The sequence below is a fragment of the Flavobacterium zhairuonense genome (assembly GCF_004352915.1).
Classification (GTDB): domain Bacteria; phylum Bacteroidota; class Bacteroidia; order Flavobacteriales; family Flavobacteriaceae; genus Flavobacterium; species Flavobacterium zhairuonense.
Window position 1 is genome coordinate 69095 of the sequence record NZ_SJSY01000066.1, and the last position, 20376, is coordinate 89470.

Below are 20376 nucleotides of genomic sequence, written 5' to 3' on the forward strand. Positions count from 1 at the left end.
AATTTAACCAAAAATCTGCGCAATTTGCGGTTAAAAACTTTTAAGAAACGGCAACAAGTACATAGTAAATTGCCTACTTTTTAATTATTTTTGAGAGCAATTAATTAAATTATGAAAAACCGAATTACATATCTTTTCTTTATCGGTTTTTTAGGAATTTTGGTTTCTTGCGGTACGTCAAAATCAAAAAATCATCAGCCGGATATTTCTAATTTTAATGCTACAAAACCTATTGTCACAAAACTTTCTGACAGCGTTTTTATTGCTGGAAATAATTCGCTTTTAAAAAACAAACAAGGACTTTGGGAACTTTATGTCGAAGGCGATCCTTTAGAGATTGGTCTTAACACCGGTGCTTTATCTGATTCACTTTTGCAAAGGCAACAACAAATATTTTTCGCAAAAATAAAAGATTTAATTCCGTCAAAATTTGAACAAAAAATGCTGCGCCATTTCTTAAAATGGTACAATCGGAAATTATACGAAAATGTTCCCACAGAATATCAGACAGAAATTTTTGGTGTCTCACAATATACCTCGCACGAGTTTGACAACATTGCGCCACAATATCAGCGTGGTTTATACTTACATGCTGCACACGATATTGGGCACGCTTTGCAAGATTTGGCTTTAGTTGGTTGTTCGTCATTTGCAGCTTGGGGCGAAAAATCAGAAGATGGAAATTTGATTCTCGGACGCAATTTTGATTTTTATGTCAATGACGCTTTCGCGGAAAATAAAATCATTGCGTTTATAAAACCTGAACAAGGCCATAATTTTATGATGGTTTCTTGGCCTGGAATGATTGGCGCAGTTTCTGGAATGAATCAGCAAGGATTGACGATTACGATTAATGCCGCAAAATCTGAAATTCCGTTGACCGCAAAAACGCCAATTTCTATTTTGACGCGGGAAATTTTACAACATGCTTCAACTATTGAGGAAGCAATTGCAATCGCAAAAAAAAGAAAAGTATTCGTTTCTGAATCTATTATGGTGGGAAGCGCTCAAGACAACAAAGCCGTTTTGATTGAAGTTTCTCCAAAGAAAATGGACGTTTATGAAGTTCCAAACAACAATCAATTAATTTGTTCCAATCATTTTCAGAGCACTACTTTTAAAACTGAAAAACGAAATCAGGCACAAATCGTCGAAAGTCATTCTGAATATCGCTTTGAAAGAATGCAGGAACTTCTTTCCGAAAATAAAAAAATAAATCCGGAAATTGCTTCTGAAATTCTTAGAAACAAAAATGGCTTGAATGATATTCCTCTTGGTTTTGGCAACGAAAAAGCACTAAATCAATTATTGGCACATCACGGAATTATTTTTAAACCGAAAGAAAAATTGGTTTGGGTTTCGGCAAATCCATTTCAATTGGGTGAATTTGTCTGCTATAATCTGGATTCAATTTTTAACGGGAAAAAGACAAATACAACAATTTCATATGAGCAGGAAAATCTAAATATTGCTAAAGATCCTTTTATAAAAACCGAAGCTTTCCAGAACTTTAAAAAGTTTAAAGCCGAAAATCATCAAATGGATTTGTATCTGAAAAACCACGAAACAATTTCGCCCGAATTTATTCAGCAATATCAATCGTTAAACCCAGATTATTGGGTTGTATATTACAAAGCAGGGTTGTACTTTTATCAAAAAAAACAATTCCGAGCTGCTCAAATAAATTTTGAAAAAGCATTAACGAAAGAAATTACTACTGCTCCTGATAAAGCAAAAATTGAAAAATATTTAAAAAAACTCAAAAGAAAATTACAATGATTCCAGCAATAGAAAAAAATTCTTTAGACGAAATTAAAGTTTTTCAGGAACAAAAATTAGTTGAACTTTTAGCTTACATCAGCAAAAATTCTCCTTTTTATAAAAGACTTTTTGCTGGACAAAATATTGATATTTCAAAAGTAAAAACTTTAGAAGATTTACAATTTCTGCCCGTTACAACAAAAGAAGATTTACAGCAATACAACGATGATTTTTTGTGTGTACCACAACATAAAATTATCGATTACGCTTCGACCTCAGGAACTTTGGGCGATCCGGTAACTTTTGGTTTAACCGATTCTGATTTGGATAGATTGGCTTATAACGAAGCTATTTCGTTTGCCTGCGCCGGAATTGCAGAAGGCGATGTGGTACAATTGATGACCACAATCGACAGAAAATTTATGGCTGGTTTGGCTTATTTTCTTGGTTTACGAAAATTAAAAGTCGGTGTAATTCGTGTTGGTGCCGGAATTCCAGAAATGCAGTGGGATTCGATTTTAAAATACAATCCGAGTTACTTAATTACTGTTCCTTCTTTCCTTTTAAAATTAATTGAATACGCCGAAATTCACGGAATCGATTATAATAATTCGAGCATAAAAGGGGCAATCTGCATTGGAGAATCTTTAAGAGAACAGGATTTTTCCATGAATATTTTATCGAAAAAAATTACAGATAAATGGAACATCAAGTTGTTTTCGACTTATGCTTCGACAGAAATGAGCACCGCTTTTACAGAATGTGAATACGGAAAAGGAGGACATCATCATCCAGAATTAATTATTGTTGAAGTTTTAGATGAAGATAATATGCCTGTAAAAAATGGTGAAACCGGCGAACTTACTTTTACGACTTTAGGAATTGAGGCGATGCCTTTGCTTCGTTTTAAAACTGGGGATATTGTGCAGTTTCATAACGAACCTTGTGAATGCGGCAGAAACACTTTGCGTGTTGGTCCAGTTGTTGGCCGTAAAAAACAAATGATAAAATATAAAGGAACAACGCTTTATCCGCCAGCAATGAATGACGTTTTAAGCAGTTTTGACAATATCGAAAATCATTTAATCGAAATTTCAACCAACGACTTAGGCACCGATGAAATCCTCATAAAAATCGCAGTAAAAAATCAAACTCCCGAATTTCTACAGGAAATAAAAGATCATTTCAGAGCCAAATTAAGAGTAACTCCAAAAATAGAATTTGCCTCAAAAGAAACTTTAAACCCGTTAGTTTTTAATCCAATGAGTAGAAAACCAATTCGATTTTTTGATTATAGATCTTAGTATTAGGTACAAAGAGGTAAAGGTTGAAAGGGACAAAGGTTTCTGTAATTGCCTGATAAAAAGCCTTTGAACCTTTGTTGCTCTGAACCTTTGAACCTCAATTTGGTACAAATTGAACTAAATGTTGTAATTTTGCAAAAAATTATGAAGATGGTCAAGATTGGCAACATAGAATTACCCGAATTTCCTTTACTGCTTGCTCCGATGGAAGATGTGAGCGATCCGCCGTTTCGCAGATTATGCAAAACGCACGGCGCTGACATGATGTACTCTGAATTTATTTCGTCAGAAGGATTGATTCGTGATGCTATAAAAAGTCGAATGAAGCTGGATATTTTTGATTACGAACGTCCGGTTGGAATTCAGATTTTTGGTGGAGATGAAGAAGCAATGGAAATGTCGTCTAAAATTGTTTCAACTGTAAAACCAGATTTAGTGGATATCAATTTTGGATGTCCGGTAAAAAAAGTAGTTTGCCGTGGGGCCGGTGCAGGAGTTTTGAAAGATGTTGATTTGATGGTTCGTTTAACTAAAGCGGTTATCAAAGGAACTGATTTGCCTGTTACGGTAAAAACGCGTTTAGGCTGGGATGAAAATTCAATCAACATTGATGAAGTTGCTGAAAGGCTTCAAGATATTGGTGTTCAAGCTTTAACAATTCACGCTAGAACTCGTGCCCAAATGTACAAAGGCCATTCTGATTGGTCGCATATTGCGCGTGTAAAAAACAACCCTAGAATTACAATGCCAATTTTTGGAAATGGCGATATCGACAGTCCAGAAAAAGCATTACATTATAAAAATGAATACGGAATTGACGGAATTATGATTGGCCGCGCCGCGATTGGTTATCCTTGGATTTTTAACGAAATCAAACATTATTTCAAAACGGGTGAACACTTGCCTGCTCCAACTGTTATTGATCGCGTTGAAGCTGCGAGAAATCATTTAAAATGGTCAATGGAATGGAAAGGTGAACGTTTGGGAATTGTAGAAATGCGCCGTCATTATACAAACTATTTCAAAGGAATTCATTCGTTTAAAGAATTCAAACAAAAATTAGTTACCACTGATGCGCCTGAAGATTTATTCGCAATTATGAAAGAAATCGAACAGGTTTACGCAGGATATGAATTTGTTTAAAAAGCATAAAAAAGGCCTTCAAAATTGAAGGCCTTTCTTTTTATTATATTTTTGCATAAAGTTATTCTAAATATTCTATGTAGAATTTTTTTTAGCTAGATCAATGGCTAATTTTAATTCCGAGAAAAACAATTCCGCTTCTTTTTCATTTCGAATTGATTTAGTCAAATTGTCACTATAATTTGATTCTGTAACATCTTTGTCATCAGCAATGCTTTTTACAGAAGCAGAAGCTAATGCAATTTCCTGAATTTTATTAATCTTGTTTTGAATGGAATCTTTCATAAAGCAAATTTAAACATTATTGATTTAAATTAAACATATAGTATCTATAAAGATCATTAGTTTTTCTTTGAAAATCAAATGATTCTGGTTTTGGTTTAAAAAACGCCGCTCCATTATTATCTAATTCAATTGTGCCATTTCGAAGTAATCTCACGTACCAATCTACTCCAATAATCACTAAAAAATCTTTTAAATCTTTGTAATTATATCTAAACATTCTATGATATAAATTAGCTCGTAAATCATCAGAGCCATCAATGCCAATTGAAGTATGTGGGTTATTTTTTAAAAAAGTTATCGAAAACAAAATAATTGTCGAGAAAACTTTATTACTGTCTTTATGTTTAAGATTAATTGAATCATCTATTTTTCCAGTTGCGTCAAACGGACCAAAAGCTAAATTATAGACATTCGGTAATAAAGAATCTGCTATGTTTGTGAACTTAACTTTAAGTTGAATTATTTTATTGTTCTTTAATTGAGATTCAAAAATATACTGATCGAAAGTAGAGCTAACATATATGGCTTCAAAAGTGTTTTCTAAATTAATTTTAATCATAAAAACATTAAATTTTAGAAAAACAAAATTAGATTAAATTTCTTACAAATAAAAAGGCCTTCAAAATTGAAGGCCTTTTCTTTTACAAAAATATTTTTTATTTAACCGCGTCTAGTATTTTAGCCGCAATTTCATCTTGCCCTTTTTCACTGGTAATGTAATTTCTATCATTTACATTTGATAAATATCCAACTTCTAAAGTCAATGCAGGACAATTAGAATTCTTCAAAATATAAAAAGACGCTTCTTTCACTTCGTTTTTCGAAAAATAATTCCCCGCAACTTTATCAACCAGAACTTCAGCATTTGTTTTAGACTGATTGTAAAATGTTTTATTGGAAGAAATATAAGCTTCCACTCCATTCTTATTAATGTTTGTAGAAGAATTAATGTGCAGTGAAATTACTAAGTTCGGATTTATATTATTGATGATAGAAACTCTTTCGCTTAATTCAATAAAATGATCACCTTCACGAAGCAAAACAATTTCTAAATTCTGATTTTTATTCTGATCTTTAATTTTTTTAGCAATTGTTTCTACGATTGTTTTTTCCTGTAAACCATTCAAGGATGCGCCAAAGTCATCTCCACCATGACCCGCATCAATAACAATTATCTTTTTGGTTTCTGGCGATTTAAAAGCAAAAAGCCCAAATAATAATGCGCTCAGAATTGTCGCAAATTTAATCTTAGTTTTCATATCAATTTGTTTTTGGTTACTAGTAAACAACGATATTGCTTAAGAAATATTGTACAAAATAAAAAACTAAACTTGAACACGTTTCCACTTTCCTCTTTTATAGAAGAATATTCCCGTCAAAGTAATTGCTGTTTCCGCCACAGGAATGGCAATAAAAACTCCTGTAGGTCCCATATTAAAATGTTTCGCCAATACAAATGCTAGCGGAATTTGGAATAACCAAAACCCGAAAAAGTTAATTCCTGTTGGTGTCCAGGTATCTCCTGCTCCATTGAATGTATTGATCAAAACCATTCCGATTCCGTAGAAAATAAAACCAATGCTCATGATTTGTAAAGCTTCGATTGCAATGGTTTTTACCTGATTATCATTCGTGAAAAACGAAATAATATATTGTCCAAAAACTAAAGTGATAATCATAATAGAAGCCATGAAAATCACATTGTATCGCGCTGTCGTGTAAACCGATTTTTCAGCACGTTCAATTTGTTTGGCACCTAAATTCTGTCCAACCAAAGTTGCTGCGGCATTACTCAATCCCCAAGCTGGAAGAATAAAAAACATCATAATCCTCAGTGCTGTTTGATAACCTGCAGAGCCGTGATCGCCTCCTGTCGTTGCGACTAATTGCGCCAAGAAAATCCAACTACAAGATGCAATTACAAATTGTAAAATTCCTGGAGCAGCAATCTTAACTAAAGCTTTTATTTGCTCAAAATCTGGTGCAAAATATGGAATCTTGATTTTTAAAATTCCCTTTCCTGAAAACAAATGATACACTTGATATAAAACGCCAATACTTCTTCCGATAGTGGTTGCTAAAGCTGCACCTATTAATCCGAAAGCAGGAACTGGTCCAAAACCGTTGATTAAAATTGGACATAAAATGATGTTGCAAATATTAGCAATCCAAAGGCTTTTCATCGCAATGGCTGCATTTCCTGCTCCGCGGAAAATTCCGTTTATCAAGAACAAAAGCATAATGCATAAACTGGAACCAATCATAATCTGTGTAAATCGGAAACCATGTTCCGCTGATTCTAATGAAGAACCCATTAAAATCAAAATATCTTTTGCATATATAATTCCAAGAATGCTTAAAAGACTATTGACAGCAAATGCAATTATAATGGCCTGCATTCCTGCTTTTGCAGCCGCAACCGGATCTTTTTCACCAATTCGTCTTGCAACAACGGCAGTCGCGGCCATACTCATTCCTATTACGAGTGAGTAAATAACAGTCAAAACCGATTCGGTTAAACCAACCGTTTGAATTGCAAAACTGCTATGTTCTAAATGTCCAACGAAATATAAATCGACTAAAGCAAAAACCGATTCCATCATCATTTCCAAAACCATTGGAATGGCTAATAGAATTACAGCTTTTTTTATACTTCCAGAAGTATAATCAAATGATTCGTCGCCTTTTAAGGCTTGTTTTAAAGTAGTGAAAATTTTGGAAATAAAACTTTCCTTTATAGATGTTTCTGTCATGATATATTAGGATAAATGATAAAATTGTCCAGATCTATAAACCTGAACTAAAAAGTAAAAAACGTACAGTATCCTAATTATTCTAAAAAATAAATCAGGATTAGGCAGAAACAATCATATGCGTTAATTTTTTGAGACGATAAATATAGGGAATATTTTTTAGCTAGAAATTAATCCAATAGCTTTTTGCTCACTCGGCTACAAGCGATTAACGAAGCCAGGAAGCCAAGAGAAATAATGGTTCCTAAAACAATTAATATGTTTTCTATTGTAAAAACAACCGGAAAAGCTAATGTCGGCGTAATCATAATCAATTCATATTTCTGTTGCAGCAAAACTAAAATGACACCTAAAACAAGTCCAATTATACCGCCAAAAACACTCAGCAAAGTTCCTTGCAGCAAGAATATTTTTCTGAGATGACTAATTTCTGTTCCGAGATTAAAAAGGGTTTTCAGATTTCCTTTCTTCTCTAAAATCATCATAATTAAAGCACCAATCAAATTAAAAAGCGCCACAATAATTACTAAAGTGAAAATCAAATAAACAGCGATATTTTCGGTGTTAAGCATTCTGTACAAAGACTCATTCAGCTGTGCTCTGTTTCTAAGCGTCACTTTATTTTTAAAAATGCTTTCAAGTTGCGATCGTATTGCGCTTTCATTTGCATTTTCTTCTAAATTAAATTCAACGCCCGAAATTTGATTTGGCTTGTACATCAATAATTCCTGCACCAAACCTAAGTCGGCAAAAACGTATTTAGAATCTAGATCTTCGCTAATTGAATAAATTCCGACTGGCAAAACATCTGTTTTTGTAAAAGCATCTTCTGGATTTTCAATTGCGCCCTTTCCAGGTTTTGGCGCAAAAATCTGTAGCGGATTTTCAAAATCCAAAACCCCTAAAGAAAAATCACGAGAAATTCCGTAACCAATTACTACTTGATATGTATCTGGTTTAAGCCACTGTCCTGTAAAAAGCTTTTTTCTGATATTGTTGACTACCGGATAATTGCGGTCAACTCCTTTTAATGAAGTAACTTTTTGTTTGTCTTTGAACAAAAACAAAACACGTTCTTCGATGATTTTGGTATATGAAACAACACCATCTATTTTCTTGATTTGGCTTTCTTGATCTGGCGTAATCAAAAATGATTTTCCGTAAGTACTTGTCATTTTTAAATCGGGATCGATTTCATTTGTAAATGAAAGACTAAAAACCTTTAATCCGCTAAAAACTGACAAAACCACAAACAAAGCCATTGTGCCAGCAATAATTCCTAAGCTGGCAATACGGTTTATGATATTAATAGCATTGTTTTTACTTTTGCTAAAAATATAACGTTTGGCTATGTAAAGGGGGAAATTCAATTTATGATTTTCTTCTTTTGTCTAAAAGATCACGGTTTTCAATTGGGTTTTCTTTGCCTGCTAAAGCATTGTCGATTTTTTCGATATAATCTAAAGAGTCATCGATAAAAAATACCAAGTTTGGTACACGACGTAACTGCAATCTCACACGTTGTGATAAATCATGCTTGATTAAAGTTGTATTTGATTTTATTCCTTCTAAAGTTTCTTTGGCTTTTTCCTGAGGAAAAATGCTTAAATACACGGTTGCCACAGATAAATCTGTAGTCACACTAACTTTGGATACTGAAATTACTAAATTCGTAATTCCGTTTTTTCGCACTTCACCTTGCAAGATATCAACCAGATCTTTCTGAATGACACCGCCTATTTTTTTCTGTCTATTTGTTTCCATACTGCAAAAATACTATTTTTAAATTCAATCAGTTAATTTCGAATCAAGATATAAACTGAATTTTCAAATTGAATCATTTTTTCTTCTTCTTAAAAAGGGTTTTCTTGTCTGATATTAATTCTGAAAAAAATTAACTTATTATATTTCAAACAGTAAACTGATAAAAATCATATTTTTTATACGGTTATTTTGTGACCTTTGATAAAACATTACAACCTATTTATCATGAAAAAGAGAGAACCAATTAGTCACATCATGACAAAAACCGTGGTGACTGCAAATGAAAAAGATGATTTAAAAACTGTAGTTGAAAAATTAAAGAAAAATACAATTCGCCATATTCCAATTGTTAAAGGAAAAGAAGTCATTGGTATTATCAGCCGAACTGACATCAACCGATTGACTTTTGGTGCTTTGTTTGAAGGACAAGAAGGTGCAGATGAAGCTATTCTTGATATGCTGAATATTTCTCAGATTATGACTTCAAAGCCCAGAACAGTTCCGTCTGACATGATTATTAAAGATTTGGCTGAAATTTTCGCAAAAGAAGATTTCCATGCATTGCCAGTTGTTGACCATGACGAACTTAAAGGAATTGTCACAACTACTGATGTTATTAAATATCTTTTAGAACAATATGATTAAGAAAATTTCGAATTAAAAAAAGGAGCCTTTGAGCTCCTCTTTTTTTTATCTATTTTGCAACCATCCTTCCGGATTCATATTTGTTGTATTTTGAAGTATCAAAAACTTAATAGTTGTTTTTCCAGTATCTCCGCTGGTTCTTACTTTTCCTATACTTTGCTTCGTATTTACTTTATCACCTTTTGCAACTGATACTGAACTTAAATTTTGATAAACCGTAAAATAATCTCCATGCTGAATCATAACAGCTCTGTTGATTGGAGATAAAACAATTACACTCGAAACCTCGCCTTCAAATACCGCACGAGCAGTTGCTCCTTGTTCTGTTGTAATCTCAACTCCAGAATTGTGAACCGTGATCGAAGGATGCAGCGGGTGTGGCTGATCGCCGTAACCTAGCGAAACAAATCCTTTTTCAACTGGCCAAGGTAATTTTCCTCTGTTTGCTTTAAAATCAGCAGCTAATATTTTTCCTTCTGGCGTCAAAGCAATTTTAGAAGAAGAAACTGGCGCTGTTGAAGATGTCGATCCAGGGTTTTCTTTTGCTCTTTCAAGAGCTGCTTTTCTATTTGCTTCGGCAATTGCTTCACGAATCAAGCGATCAATTTGTCTGTCAATTCGTTTTGCTTCTGCTTGTTTGTTTCTAGTATCAGCAATGATTTTGTTTTTGTCTTTTTTAAGCGAATTAACTAATTTTTGTTGCTCTTTCTTTTCTACTTCTAAGCTTTGTTTTTCTTTTTGATTTTCAGCAATAATTTTTTTCTTAACCTGTCTTTGTCCGTCCAATTTTGCATTAAAATCAACTAATTGAGCTGTTTTAGATTGAATTTCTAAACCTTGATTTTTTCTATAATTTGTGTACTGCTTTAAATATTGAGCTCTTTTGTAAGCTTGCAAAAAGCTTTCAGATGACAAAATAAACATCGCTCGGCTTTGCTCAGAACGGCTTTTGTATGATTTTAAAATCATCTTCGCATAATCTGCTTTCAAAACTGTCAATTCTTTTTTCAACTTATTAACCTGAACTTGATTAATGTACATGTCATTACTTAAAATTCGCTCCTGCTTTGCAGTCGTATTAATAAGTTTCTCTTTCAGCTTAATTTTATTCGCCTGAATCATGTAAACATTTACAGCCGATTTTTCTTGTTTCTTTACAGACTGAAGCATTTTTTCATTATCTCTAATTTCCTGCTGAATTTGCGCTTTACGCTGTTCAAGTTTTTCTTGCTGTGAATCCTGTGCCCACGTAAAAGTAGTGGCACAAATAAAAATTAGGCTTAGGAGAAATTTATGCATGTTTCTGTTTTCTTTTTGCAAATTTACTTAATTATAACTTTTTTATACCCACTTGGAACGCTGTATGGGAAAGAAAGTTCTTCATTAAATGAAATATTATTATAATTTAAACTAATGTTTGTTTTGCCTTTTGGCTGTATTGCATTAATTTCAATATTTGTTGGAAGCGTTCCTTGATTAAATGTTTTATTATCTGAATAGATAATTTCCAGATTTACATTTTCTGCCGATTGTGAAATTTCTTCCTTCTGAATCAAATATTTTTCTGAATCTAAGTAAAATATCTTTTTTACTTTGTCTTCTTTTTCATCTTCTAAACGAAATAGATTTTCTACAATCGTCTGTGTATATTTTCCTTTTCTTAAATCGTCAAGTGCTTCTCCAACCAATAAATTCTGAACTTTGCTGTAATCCAACTCTGTTCCCAGCCATTTGCTTAAACTAGTGAAATCACCTTCATAATAGGAACCTTTCACTTTTTCATAATAACTAACTGTTGTTGGCGTAATCAAAGCTTTTGCCATTGTAATTCCAAGGAAACGAACACTTATCAAAATCTGTTTGTCTTTTTCGATTTTAATATCGGCAGTAACATTCTGACTTTGCTTTTCATCTTCATATCTTGCGCTGGCTTTTATACTTAAAGTTGAAAAATCTAACTTATTGTTATAATGTTTTTCAATTGCTTTTTTATCTTCTTTTGGCGCTTCTTCTGTTTTAGTAGTATTGTTTTGTACTGCTACAGCTTTTGATTTGCATGAAATCACAAAAACCGACAGTAATACAACTGCTATATATTTTTTCATCTTTACTTCTTTTGTTTTAATAACTCATTGGCCTTCAAAAAGTATTCCTCTTTTTTCTTGGCATCTCCCAACCCATTGTACGCCTCTCCTAATTGAATATTAAAATTTGATTCCAACGTTTTATCATCAACAACATAATCAAGCCCCATTTCTAAAACGGTTTTTGCATTCTTAAATTGTTTTAACTGATTGCTTCCCAGTCCTGCATAATAATAAAATTGTGGCTGGCTCGGATAAACTTCAATCATATTCATTGCTCTTTTGGTCATTGGTTCAAATTGTTTTGCTTGCGTATAAGCTTCAAGCAAAAGCAAATTGGTTTCGCGATCGGTATCTGAATGTGCTTTTAAATCTTTTTCATAATATTTAATTGCATTTTCATATTGACCTTTGCTGTGATAAAATTTCCCGATTTCTTTTGCAACGTCAACATTTGGGTCGTTATCAAAATAAGAAATCGCTTTCTCTAAATCTGGAGCGTATTGCGGATTTTTATTAGTATAAATCAAAAATTCATTCAAAGTTCTGTGCTTGATTTTTGAATCAATTTTTGAACTTGCCAAAATAATATTCATTGACTTAATTGCTTTGTCCGCTTGGTTGGCATCCAAATACGTTTTGAACAAACTTACCTGCGCCCATTCAGAACTTGGGACTTCTTTTGCCAACTTTGTCGCAACCTCTAAAGCTTTGTCATTATCATCTGATTTTGAGTATAAAATAATCAGATTAAGATAATTTGATTCTTCTTTCGGATTCTTTTTAATCTGATCAATCAAATTAGAAATTTCGGCATTTTGATATTTTCCCTGCGATAAAATCTGCATTTTGTAACGATCACGATCTTCAGATTTTCCAAATTTATCATTCATTTCGTTTATCGTAGCAAGTGCTTTATCAAATTGATTTGTAAGCATGTATAACGAAATCAAATCATCTTTGTATTCTTCATCAAAAACAATAATTTTCTGAATCGTTTCTATCGCCAACGGATAATTCTTGGTTTCATAACTTACATCATAAATTCCAAGCCAATACCATTTGTTTTTCGGATCTAATTGTGTAGCTTTTTCAAAAGCAGTATTTGCGCTTTGATAATCTCTTAAAGAAAAATAATTTTTCCCCAATTCAAAATAAGCAACAGCGTCATTAGGTTTTAGTTTAATACATTTTTCTAATGATACTATAGCTTTATCATAATTTTCAATTCCTTTTTGTTTCAAAGATTCATAAAAAGCATCTTGATATTCATCTGGTGCCATAGCAATATCTTCTGGTTCAGTCTGAGCCAAAACCGAGTTTGAATTGCCAAGCAAAACAAGAAATAAAATTACAAAAACGCTTTTTTTCATTCTTTTTACAATTTATTTTTTTAAATCAAAAAGAATCTGCTGATACTCTTTTTATTCTAAAACTGAATAATCTCCAATACTAATGCTAGTGAATTTACCATCATAACTAACGTGATTTCCAATCATCGCATTGTCTAAGTTAGCGTTTTTTATTTGAGAATACGTTTGTATTAAGCTATTTTTAATAGAACTGTCTGTGATACGACATCCTTTTCCAACAGAAACATTTGGTCCAACTGTTGTATTCTTCAAGACCACGTTTTCTCCAATATAGCATGGTGGAATAATTGTTGCGTTTTCTAGTGTCACATTATAATCAACTAAATGCTCGCCGTCGTTATGCAAAAATCCTAGCATTCTGCTATTTGTTTCAACCGTAACATCTTTGTTTCCACAATCCATCCATTCATCAACACTTCCGGTTTTGAAAACTTTTCCGTTCGCCATCATTGCTTTGATTCCGTCATTGATTTGGTACTCGCCTCCATTTTGGATATTATTATCTAAAACACCTTGAAGTTCTTTTTTCAAATCACCAACTTCTTTGAAATAGTAAATTCCGATAACCGCTAAGTCACTTACAAATTCTTTTGGTTTCTCAACCAACTCAATAATTTCATTGTTTGAATTTAATTTCACAACTCCAAAAGCCTCTGGTTGCTCTACTTGTTTTACCCAAATTACAGCATCTGCAGAAGGATCCAATTCAAAATCAGCTCTGATCAAAGTATCTGCGTAAGCGATAACTGCAGGACCAGAAAGTGATTCTTTCGCACACATAATCGCGTGACCTGTTCCTAAAGGCAAATCCTGACGGTAAATAGATGCTTTTGCTCCAAGGCCTTTAGCCAAATCCTCTAAACTTGTCACAACATCTTCGCCAAAGAAAGCTTCGTCACCTAAAATAAATGCAACTTCTTCAATTGGTTCTTTTAAAATTTTAGCAATATCTTCCACCAAACGGTGAACGATAGATTTTCCTGCAACCGGAATTAGTGGTTTTGGAACGGTTAAAGTATGTGGTCTAAGTCTCGAGCCACGGCCCGCCATTGGAACTATTATTTTCATTTTATCTTTATTTTTGTGGGAAGATTAAAAAAACCTTCTTGGTTTGGTTCTTAATTTTTAATTTAAAAGTATTGATTACTTCAAACTATTTCACACCAGTACTTCCAAAACCTCCAGCGCCTCTTGAGGTCTCAGATAATTCTTCAACTTCAATCCACTCTGCTCTTTCGTGTTTTGCGATAATCAATTGTGCAATTCGTTCACCATTTTCAATAACGAATTCCTCATTTGATAAATTTACTAAAATCACTCCTATTTCACCTCTATAATCGGCATCAACGGTTCCTGGAGAATTCAAAACGGTTACGCCTTTTTTTGCTGCGAGCCCGCTTCTTGGTCTTACTTGTGCTTCGTAGCCAATTGGCAATTCAATAAAAAGTCCTGTTTTTACAATAGTTCTCTCTAAAGGTTTTAACGTAATTGGTTCTGTTAAATTAGCACGCAAATCCATTCCTGCTGAAGCAATTGTTTCGTAGTTTGGCAAGTCGTGCTGTGATTTATTTATGATTTGTATTTTCATTTTTTTGCTTTAAATTTTTAAACGCGATCTTATTTTCTCTTCATAATTCCTTTAATTGTATCTTTTTCAAAATGGTAAACCATATACATAAAAATTAAAAGAAGAGGAATCCCAACATAATATTTTTCTCTAAATCCGTAAAATGAAATTATTGAAAATAATATTGAAACGCCTAAATAAGCACCAATTTTGTTCATGTCATAAGGAATTGGGTAATATTTATTTCCGAGGGTATACGAAATAAGCATCATACTTCCGTAAGCAGAAATGGTCGCAATTGCAGACCCATAATAACTATATTTTGGGATCAAAAGATAATTTAAAACCAAAGTCACAATTGCGCCAACAATAGAAATATAAGCTCCAATTTTTGTTTTGTCTGTCAGTTTATACCAAACAGATAAGTTATTGTAAATTCCTAAAAAGAAGTTTGCCAAAATAATCAGTGGCACCACTTTCATTGCTTCCCAGTACGATTTGTTATCTAGCAATAAAAATTTTAAGACATCTGCAAAAACAATAACTCCCAATAAAATCAATGATCCTAAAATCACAAAGTATTTCGTGATTACGGCATAAGTTTGTGGGGCATTTTCATTTTTTGCATGGCTAAAAAAGAAAGGCTCAATTCCTAATCTGAAAGCTGTTGCAAATAGAACCATAAATAATCCTAATTTGTAACAAGCTGAATAAGCACCGACTTCAGATTTTGCTAAATTTTCAGGAAGCAAATATCCTAATAAGATTTTATCAAAATGCTCATTTACGGCAAATGCCAATCCGGCAACCAAAATAGGAAGTCCGTACTTCATCATTCTTCTCCAAAGTTCTGGGTCGAATTTTCGGCCAAGTGAAAGATAATTTGGCGAAAGCACAATGAAAGTGGCCAAACTCGCCAAAAGATTTGCAATGAAAATATATGCTATTTGGAAATTCTCAACATATAAATTATCCCAAACAGAATTTGGATTTGAAGCGGCAAGTTTTGGCAAATACATTAAGAAGAAAATATTCAGCACTAAATTTATTACGACATTTCCAATCTTAATTGCGGCATAAACCATTGGTCTCTGATTGGCTCTTAATTTTGAAAATGGTATCAAAACCAAAGCGTCCAAAACTAAAATCCAAACTGAATATGTGATATACTGAACATCTACTTCGGCCCAGGTTGCTAGAGTATTTCTAAAAATCAAAGCCGCAAACAAAAACCCAATCGACGACCAAAATATTGAAATTGTAGAAGTCGCAATTACATTTTTCTTATCTTCTTCGGCACTATAAAATCTGAAAAAAGCAGTTTCCATTCCGTACGAAAGAACAACATTAAAGAAAACCATCCAAGACAAGACAATCGAAACTTCACCATATTCTGCTGTTGGCAAAATGCCTGTATATAATCTGACCAATAAAAAACTCAGCATTCGAGGTAAAACCGTTGCTAGTCCGTAAATCGCAGTTTGTTTGAATAGATTTTTATATAATCCCAAAATAATTTAATAATAAAGTTCGTAAAACAAAAATAACCAATTCTTTGGTTTAATAATGATTTTGCAGGTTCAATAAAACAAGTTGTTCGTGTTTTTATTGCGTTAATTTGGTTTCGTCCAAAACTTTTACAAAGTGAAATCCTTTTGGGCCATATCCTTGATTGTAGTAAAAGCGATGTGCGCCAAAATTTCCTGTAAATGCATCCAAAACAATACTGCTGCAACCTAGATCTTTTGCCTTTTGGTCAACATAATCTGTTAGCAATTTTCCTATTCCTTTAGATCTGTATGCTGGATTTACGACAAAATTATCAATCTCAAGATATTTTCCTGTCCAAAGTTTTGTCGCCGACCAACAACCCGTTATCCCTAAACAAGAATCATTTTCAAAAACCCCAATCTGAATGTAATTGTGTGGTACCATCTCCAAAAGAAAAGATTGATATTTTTCAACTGAAAGTTTCGGATATAGAAATCGCATCGTTTCAATTTGCTCTAGCATTTCTTCGATTGTAGTAAGTTCTCGTATTTGAAATTCCATTATACTAAAAATAAACCTCAAAAATACTCAATTTTTCTACGTTTATCATATAATTCTAAAACAACTAAAGATGTGAAATGTATAAAAAGACAAAAAAATTATATAATTTTTTACAATTGCTTCTATATTAACTTTGTACAACAGGGAATGAGAAAAGCTAAAATGCAACCCTTTAAAAAAGTAAAGCATTGGGACGGATAAAGCTAGTTTGTTCCCATTAAAGACAAAGCACAAGGGATTGATTCTGCTGAAATGTAACCCTCAAAAAAACAGAGCATTGGGACTAATAAAGCTAGTTTGTTCCCATAAAAGACAAAGCAAAACAGAGGTGATAAATCTGTGCAATAATTTTATAAAATGGTAGTGATTCTCAATTTATGTTTAAATTGAGAATCACCATTTTATAAACAAAAAATTAAAAAGCTAAAACCTTATATAAAGAAAATAGCCGACAAATACTTGTCGGCTATTTTGCTATTATTCCTTATCCTTTACTTCAAAATTAACATTTTGCTCTGTTTCTTTTGGCTCCGGAATATCTTCTTCAGTTAATGTTTTTAAAACTTTATTGGTGATCTTTTTTAATTTCACAATTCTGTTGGCCTGATTCTGCACACATTTTTCAAATAAATTTCTAACCACTCGTGCATTTCCAAAACTTTCATTTTTACTTTCATATAATAATTCAAAAGTATCTGTAAGTTTTTCTTTTGCATCTTCAGAAATAATAAAATCAGACTTCGAACAAAACGATTCAAAAATTTGAAATAATTCTTCTGGAGTAAAATGACCAAAATGAAAATACCTGTTAAAGCGAGAACGCAACCCCGGATTTGATTCTACAAAAATCTTCATTGGTTCTGTATATCCAGCAACAACAACGGCAAGATCTTCACGATGATCTTCCATTCTTTTTAGCAAAGTGTTTACTGCTTCGGCACCATAATCATTTCCAAATGCATTTTGATTTAATGCATAAGCTTCATCAACAAACAATACTCCTCCAAGACTTGCCTCTACAGCATTATTTACTTTTGTCGCCGTTTGCCCTACATAACCTGCAACCAAACCTTCCCGGTCTGTTTCAAACATTTGACCTTTTGACAGAAATCCTAAGTGTTTAAAAATTCTGCTTAAAAGTCTGGCAACAGAAGTTTTTCCGGTTCCGGGCGGGCCAAGAAAAACGGTATGAAGCGTAATTTCTACATTCTTCAATCCTTGTTCTGAACGCTTTTTTTGTATTTCCAATAAATTGACAAGTTCCGAAACGTCTTTTTTTACTTCCGTCAAACCCACTAATTCATTTAATTCTTTAAGAACTTTTTCCAGTGTATCTTCTTCAGGCAGATTATCCGGCTCTTTTTTCTTCTTTGACTTGTTCAGATTTAAACCCAAATAGTCATTAAAAGCTTTCTCATTTTCAAATTTTTTATGAAATGAAAAGTATAGGAAGTTTTGATATCTGATTAAGATTTCTTCTAATTTATTATTCTTTTTTTCAGCTAAAATTTCCGGCAACAAATATTTGTTTTCTATTCCATTTGAAGCTGGTATTTTATTCTCGCTTTTTATTTTGCTGAGATGATTTTTAAAACTTTCCGAAAAAACCAACTGATTTAGTTCACTAACAGAATTTTCATCGGCAAAATGTTTATTGCGCAACGCGTCATAATAATAGGCTAGAACAAACTCTTGTTTTTCACTTTTTGTTCCTTGTTCTTTTTCATAAAGCTGAATAACATCTGAAAGAAAAAAATGTTCTGCCTTAAACAATCCTCCTCTGGAAAAAGATGGATTTACGGTTTGATTTATCTTTTGAATAAACTCTGTATCCTGATTTAATTGATTGCAAATCTCAAGAATTTGCCTGGTTTCTTTTTGCAAATCCATAATAAATGAAGCCGTAAAAACGGCTTCATTATTAGGTATGTTTGTTTCTAAATATTTTTTTAGAGACAAAAATGATTCTTCTATAATTGATATCGGATTGTTTTTCTTTGACATATTCTAATTTAAGAAATCATCATTTGATGAATAATTTCTTTTGACAATTTTAAGTGATCTTCGCAATAATCTTTCCAGGCTAATTCCATTTCTCTCAAATCATATTTGGCTACAATAGTTGCATACGATTGTAGTTTACCGTTGACTGTCGGATACCCGATAACATAAATTACCTGCGCTAATTCAAGCGCCAGTTCAATATCGTGAGTTGAAAATATAACCGTATTATACTCAGATGTATTTCCTAATAACTTGAACGCTTTTTTTACTTCCTGAATATTCCCAACATCAAGACCTGAAAATGGCTCGTCTAAAACGATAAACTGGTCAGACGAAAACAACTGTTCAATAATTGCGGTTCTTTGTCTTTGTCCACCCGAAAGTTCATTAGGATATTTGTCTGCACAATTTGTTAAACCCCATTCTTCCAGATACTGATTTATTTTTTGTTCTTTTTCAGTATTCGAAAGTTTGGTTTTTCTTAAAGAAAATTTAAGTGCTTCCCTTACTGTTTTATGTCTGAACAAAGTATATTTCTGATCAACAAAACCAATGTCTCCTTCTTTTATAGATTTAGCTGTATTAGGTTCTGGGTTTTCAAAATCTTTGATTAAAATTTTTCCTGAACTTGCGGGAACTAAGCCTGTCAATGCTTTGAAAAATGTAGATTTTCCTCTTCCGGAACGTCCTACAAAAGCCATTACCTGCCCTGTACAATCACGTTCCTGATGCACCACGTCTTTTTCTATAATATTAATATCCTTAATAATAACATTATCATCATAGGCAACGCTTAGGTTTTCAATATATAAAAGCGTTTCTTTAAATTCGTGTTTCATAATTATATTTTTGAATATCTAAATACAGCTTTTCTTAAGAAATTTATTCCTGCATCTAAGCCAAGACCTATTAATAAAATGATAATTTGAAGGGCAATAATTCGTCCTGTATTCATAAACTTATCTGAGTTTTTTATTAAAAACCCTAATCCTCCAGAAGCCACAACAATTGACTCAACTGTTACAAGCATCATCCAGGTAATTGCAAGATTCTGTCTGATAACATCTATTACATAATCAACTCTACCTAAAATAATAACTTGCCAAAGCACTTCTAATCTTGTACATTTTAGCATTTTGGCATGATCAAATTCTTCTTGCGGAATGTCTTTTATTACTGCAATCAAAGATGTCGTCAAAAATGTGGTTAAAAAAATTACCAAAATCCAAACCTGCATTGTTCTTGCTTCATGAACAACCATTGTGATATAAAATGAAAGTCCGGTAAATGGCAGGAATCTAAATTTTGTAACAAATTCAGAAATTGATTTTAATAGCGGAATTGGCCATGTGTATGCAAAAAGCAAAGAAATTATGGTCGCTAAAAAAATCGAAATAAAACATAATGACAATGAATTGAAAATATGTACTACTAAACCTTCTCTGTACAATTCCTGAAAACCTGTCAAAACCTGAGAAGGGGAAGGAAAAAGATGTTTTTCTCCTGCAGTTGATACAAACCAAATAATAATCAAAAGCACTAACCAACCTGTTAAAATAAGGGTTTTGTTCAGCTTTGATATTTTTTCAAAGGGCGTTAAAAATTTTATCATATTTATTGTAAAAGGCTATCCGTTAAGAT

General features: G+C 32.7%; 20 protein-coding genes. 4 read left to right on the top strand and 16 right to left on the bottom strand.

The window, feature by feature from the left end; all coding sequences use genetic code 11:
* Window positions 1-111 precede the first annotated feature (111 nt).
* The 3 genes from EYY60_RS04470 to dusB all read left to right on the top strand — a co-directional run bounded on the left by EYY60_RS04470 (window position 112) and on the right by dusB (window position 4208).
* Window positions 112-1779 (top strand): C45 family autoproteolytic acyltransferase/hydolase, encoded by a 1668-nt coding sequence (locus EYY60_RS04470; protein ID WP_132988196.1) that lies wholly within the window; start codon window positions 112-114, stop codon window positions 1777-1779.
* Window positions 1776-3065, top strand: coding sequence for a phenylacetate--CoA ligase family protein (locus EYY60_RS04475; RefSeq protein WP_132988197.1), 1290 nt, complete (start codon window positions 1776-1778; stop codon window positions 3063-3065). The genes EYY60_RS04470 and EYY60_RS04475 overlap by 4 nt, the downstream gene beginning before the upstream one ends.
* A gap of 150 nt (window positions 3066-3215) precedes the next feature.
* The gene (gene dusB, locus EYY60_RS04480; protein ID WP_073415046.1) at window positions 3216-4208 is read left to right on the top strand and encodes a tRNA dihydrouridine synthase DusB; all 993 of its coding nucleotides are present in this window, start codon (window positions 3216-3218) and stop codon (window positions 4206-4208) included.
* 75 nt (window positions 4209-4283) lie between these two features.
* Here the strand turns inward: dusB and EYY60_RS04485 are convergent, their stop codons facing one another.
* The 6 genes from EYY60_RS04485 to rbfA all read right to left on the bottom strand — a co-directional run bounded on the left by EYY60_RS04485 (window position 4284) and on the right by rbfA (window position 9010).
* Window positions 4284-4493, bottom strand: coding sequence for a hypothetical protein (locus tag EYY60_RS04485; protein WP_132988198.1), 210 nt, complete (start codon window positions 4491-4493; stop codon window positions 4284-4286).
* 16 nt (window positions 4494-4509) lie between these two features.
* Window positions 4510-5052, bottom strand: coding sequence for a DUF6934 family protein (locus tag EYY60_RS04490; RefSeq protein WP_132988199.1), 543 nt, complete (start codon window positions 5050-5052; stop codon window positions 4510-4512).
* 97 nt (window positions 5053-5149) lie between these two features.
* Complete coding sequence (locus EYY60_RS04495; RefSeq protein ID WP_132988200.1) at window positions 5150-5752, bottom strand: N-acetylmuramoyl-L-alanine amidase family protein; 603 nt, start codon at window positions 5750-5752, stop codon at window positions 5150-5152.
* 66 nt (window positions 5753-5818) lie between these two features.
* Window positions 5819-7246, bottom strand: coding sequence for an MATE family efflux transporter (locus tag EYY60_RS04500; RefSeq protein WP_132988201.1), 1428 nt, complete (start codon window positions 7244-7246; stop codon window positions 5819-5821).
* 170 nt (window positions 7247-7416) lie between these two features.
* Entirely contained in the window at window positions 7417-8616 is a 1200-nt protein-coding gene (locus tag EYY60_RS04505) for an ABC transporter permease (RefSeq protein ID WP_132988202.1), read from the bottom strand.
* Window position 8617: 1 nt separating this feature from the next.
* Window positions 8618-9010, bottom strand: a complete 393-nt coding sequence (rbfA, locus tag EYY60_RS04510) for a 30S ribosome-binding factor RbfA (protein WP_132988203.1) — start codon at window positions 9008-9010, stop codon at window positions 8618-8620.
* A 225-nt stretch (window positions 9011-9235) separates the two neighbouring features.
* Between rbfA and EYY60_RS04515 the strand changes: the two genes are divergently transcribed.
* Window positions 9236-9655 (top strand): CBS domain-containing protein, encoded by a 420-nt coding sequence (locus EYY60_RS04515; RefSeq protein WP_132988204.1) that lies wholly within the window; start codon window positions 9236-9238, stop codon window positions 9653-9655.
* 45 nt (window positions 9656-9700) lie between these two features.
* Here EYY60_RS04515 and EYY60_RS04520 read toward each other — a convergent pair whose 3' ends face one another.
* The 10 genes from EYY60_RS04520 to EYY60_RS04565 form a co-directional block, all read right to left on the bottom strand.
* A complete protein-coding gene (locus tag EYY60_RS04520; protein ID WP_026727270.1) occupies window positions 9701-10954 on the bottom strand; it encodes a murein hydrolase activator EnvC family protein in 1254 nt (417 codons plus the stop codon).
* A 23-nt stretch (window positions 10955-10977) separates the two neighbouring features.
* Entirely contained in the window at window positions 10978-11760 is a 783-nt protein-coding gene (locus EYY60_RS04525) for a DUF4292 domain-containing protein (protein ID WP_132988205.1), read from the bottom strand.
* A gap of 2 nt (window positions 11761-11762) precedes the next feature.
* Window positions 11763-13112, bottom strand: coding sequence for a tetratricopeptide repeat protein (locus EYY60_RS04530; protein ID WP_132988206.1), 1350 nt, complete (start codon window positions 13110-13112; stop codon window positions 11763-11765).
* A 51-nt stretch (window positions 13113-13163) separates the two neighbouring features.
* A complete protein-coding gene (locus tag EYY60_RS04535; RefSeq protein WP_132988207.1) occupies window positions 13164-14180 on the bottom strand; it encodes a sugar phosphate nucleotidyltransferase in 1017 nt (338 codons plus the stop codon).
* 85 nt (window positions 14181-14265) lie between these two features.
* Window positions 14266-14700: a dUTP diphosphatase gene (gene dut / locus EYY60_RS04540; RefSeq protein WP_132988208.1), complete on the bottom strand. Its 435-nt coding sequence runs from the start codon at window positions 14698-14700 to the stop codon at window positions 14266-14268.
* A 29-nt stretch (window positions 14701-14729) separates the two neighbouring features.
* Window positions 14730-16190 carry a lipopolysaccharide biosynthesis protein gene (locus tag EYY60_RS04545; RefSeq protein WP_132988209.1) on the bottom strand — a complete coding sequence of 487 codons (1461 nt, stop codon included), beginning with the start codon at window positions 16188-16190 and terminating at the stop codon, window positions 14730-14732.
* Between the two features lie 94 nt (window positions 16191-16284).
* A complete protein-coding gene (locus EYY60_RS04550) occupies window positions 16285-16731 on the bottom strand; it encodes a GNAT family N-acetyltransferase (RefSeq protein ID WP_132988210.1) in 447 nt (148 codons plus the stop codon).
* Window positions 16732-17208: 477 nt separating this feature from the next.
* Complete coding sequence (locus EYY60_RS04555; protein WP_132988211.1) at window positions 17209-18735, bottom strand: AAA family ATPase; 1527 nt, start codon at window positions 18733-18735, stop codon at window positions 17209-17211.
* Window positions 18736-18743: 8 nt separating this feature from the next.
* Complete coding sequence (locus tag EYY60_RS04560) at window positions 18744-19574, bottom strand: ATP-binding cassette domain-containing protein (protein WP_132988212.1); 831 nt, start codon at window positions 19572-19574, stop codon at window positions 18744-18746.
* A 2-nt stretch (window positions 19575-19576) separates the two neighbouring features.
* Window positions 19577-20347: an ABC transporter permease gene (locus EYY60_RS04565; protein ID WP_132988213.1), complete on the bottom strand. Its 771-nt coding sequence runs from the start codon at window positions 20345-20347 to the stop codon at window positions 19577-19579.
* Window positions 20348-20376: the final 29 nt, after the last annotated feature.

What these genes read in the sequence shown, in the direction of transcription:
- rbfA (WP_132988203.1), bottom strand. Translation starts at nt 9,010, where the DNA reads ATGGAAACAAATAGACAGAAAAAAATAGGCGGTGTCATTCAGAAAGAT.
- EYY60_RS04490 (WP_132988199.1), bottom strand. Translation starts at nt 5,052, where the DNA reads ATGATTAAAATTAATTTAGAAAACACTTTTGAAGCCATATATGTTAGC.
- EYY60_RS04500 (WP_132988201.1), bottom strand. Translation starts at nt 7,246, where the DNA reads ATGACAGAAACATCTATAAAGGAAAGTTTTATTTCCAAAATTTTCACT.
- EYY60_RS04555 (WP_132988211.1), bottom strand. Translation starts at nt 18,735, where the DNA reads ATGTCAAAGAAAAACAATCCGATATCAATTATAGAAGAATCATTTTTG.
- EYY60_RS04530 (WP_132988206.1), bottom strand. Translation starts at nt 13,112, where the DNA reads ATGAAAAAAAGCGTTTTTGTAATTTTATTTCTTGTTTTGCTTGGCAAT.
- EYY60_RS04565 (WP_132988213.1), bottom strand. Translation starts at nt 20,347, where the DNA reads ATGATAAAATTTTTAACGCCCTTTGAAAAAATATCAAAGCTGAACAAA.
- EYY60_RS04560 (WP_132988212.1), bottom strand. Translation starts at nt 19,574, where the DNA reads ATGAAACACGAATTTAAAGAAACGCTTTTATATATTGAAAACCTAAGC.
- dut (WP_132988208.1), bottom strand. Translation starts at nt 14,700, where the DNA reads ATGAAAATACAAATCATAAATAAATCACAGCACGACTTGCCAAACTAC.
- dusB (WP_073415046.1), top strand. Translation starts at nt 3,216, where the DNA reads ATGGTCAAGATTGGCAACATAGAATTACCCGAATTTCCTTTACTGCTT.
- EYY60_RS04525 (WP_132988205.1), bottom strand. Translation starts at nt 11,760, where the DNA reads ATGAAAAAATATATAGCAGTTGTATTACTGTCGGTTTTTGTGATTTCA.
- EYY60_RS04495 (WP_132988200.1), bottom strand. Translation starts at nt 5,752, where the DNA reads ATGAAAACTAAGATTAAATTTGCGACAATTCTGAGCGCATTATTATTT.
- EYY60_RS04535 (WP_132988207.1), bottom strand. Translation starts at nt 14,180, where the DNA reads ATGAAAATAATAGTTCCAATGGCGGGCCGTGGCTCGAGACTTAGACCA.
- EYY60_RS04550 (WP_132988210.1), bottom strand. Translation starts at nt 16,731, where the DNA reads ATGGAATTTCAAATACGAGAACTTACTACAATCGAAGAAATGCTAGAG.
- EYY60_RS04470 (WP_132988196.1), top strand. Translation starts at nt 112, where the DNA reads ATGAAAAACCGAATTACATATCTTTTCTTTATCGGTTTTTTAGGAATT.
- EYY60_RS04475 (WP_132988197.1), top strand. Translation starts at nt 1,776, where the DNA reads ATGATTCCAGCAATAGAAAAAAATTCTTTAGACGAAATTAAAGTTTTT.
- EYY60_RS04520 (WP_026727270.1), bottom strand. Translation starts at nt 10,954, where the DNA reads ATGCATAAATTTCTCCTAAGCCTAATTTTTATTTGTGCCACTACTTTT.
- EYY60_RS04515 (WP_132988204.1), top strand. Translation starts at nt 9,236, where the DNA reads ATGAAAAAGAGAGAACCAATTAGTCACATCATGACAAAAACCGTGGTG.
- EYY60_RS04485 (WP_132988198.1), bottom strand. Translation starts at nt 4,493, where the DNA reads ATGAAAGATTCCATTCAAAACAAGATTAATAAAATTCAGGAAATTGCA.